The sequence below is a fragment of the Streptococcus sp. HMSC072D05 genome, assembly GCF_001815805.1.
Classification (GTDB): domain Bacteria; phylum Bacillota; class Bacilli; order Lactobacillales; family Streptococcaceae; genus Streptococcus.
The window spans coordinates 1-1,173 of sequence record NZ_KV822046.1; the positions used below are offsets into that span (position 1 = coordinate 1).

Genomic DNA, 1,173 nt, shown 5'->3' on the forward strand with positions numbered 1-1,173 from the left:
ACTATAGGGGTATAAAATTATTAATTAAAGATACAGACAATCAAGGAGGAATTTTAAATGGCTGAAGATAAATTTGAACAAGCAAAAGGTAGCTTAAAAGAAACTGTTGGTAACGCAACTGACAATAAAGATTTAGAAAAAGAAGGTCAAAACGATAAAGCTTCTGGTAAAGCCAAAGAAGCAGTTGAAAACGTTAAAAATAAAGCTAACGACCTTATCGATAAAGTAAAAGGTAATAACGATAATAAATAATTTGTTTATATCATAAAGAGTCCGGGACATAAAGTTCTTGTATAAGTGAAAAAAAGACAATTTCTATTGAAATAATATAGAAATTGTCTTTTTTATAAATTTTTTGATTATTTTCAGCTCGTTGAGCTACTACTTTTCTTATATTAAGTGCCATTAATACAAAACCAAGTTCTCTTTTGACTTTATTGAGTCCTCGGACAGACATCCGAGTGAAACCCAAAATAGCCTTCATAAATCCAAAAACAGGTTCCACATCAATTTTTCTTTGACTGTAGATATTTTTTGTTTCTGGTTCTGAAAGCTTTTTGTTAATTTGGGATTTAAAATATTCCCAGTTATAATTCTTCATTATTTTTTTGTTTGTTTTTGAATTGAAGTTCATACATTGATTTTTCAGAGGACATTCTGAACAATCATCACATTCATATAATTTGAAGTCTCGCTTATAACCATACTTATCATGACGATAGGCATATCTTTTAAAACCTAGCCGTTTATTATTCGGACAAATGAATTCGTCATTAATTTCGTCATAGTTCCAATTTTGAGTATTAAAGATGTCACTTTTATATTTTTTAGTTTTATCTTTTATAAACATTCCATATGTTATGAGTGGCGTTCGATTAAAGTCATCTATAATTGCCTTATAATTTGATTCACTACCATAACCTGCATCAGCTACAATATATTCAGGTAAATGACCGTAGGTCTCTTGAATTGAATTTAAAAATGGAATCATCGTTCTAGTATCCGTTGGATTTTGATACACATTATAAGATAAAACAAATTGGGAATTTGTCGCTATTTGTAAATTATACCCTGGCTTAAGTTGTCCATTTTTCATGTGATCTTCTTTCATTCTCATAAATGTCGCATCATGATCTGTCTTAGAATAACTATTTCTATCCTTTAAAATAGATT

General features: G+C 29.1%; 1 protein-coding gene and 1 pseudogene. One reads left to right on the plus strand and one right to left on the minus strand.

From position 1 onward, the window contains the following. Window positions 1-57: 57 nt before the first annotated feature. The gene (locus HMPREF3057_RS09810) at window positions 58-252 is read left to right on the plus strand and encodes a CsbD family protein (RefSeq protein WP_070498112.1); all 195 of its coding nucleotides are present in this window, start codon (window positions 58-60) and stop codon (window positions 250-252) included. A 9-nt stretch (window positions 253-261) separates the two neighbouring features. Here HMPREF3057_RS09810 and HMPREF3057_RS09815 read toward each other — a convergent pair. Continuing rightward, window positions 262-1,173 (minus strand): annotated as a pseudogene (locus HMPREF3057_RS09815) (transposase); the annotation flags it as partial.

Excerpts from the sequence above, each read along its gene's own strand:
- HMPREF3057_RS09810 (WP_070498112.1), top strand. The coding sequence starts at position 58 with ATGGCTGAAGATAAATTTGAACAAGCAAAAGGTAGCTTAAAAGAAACT.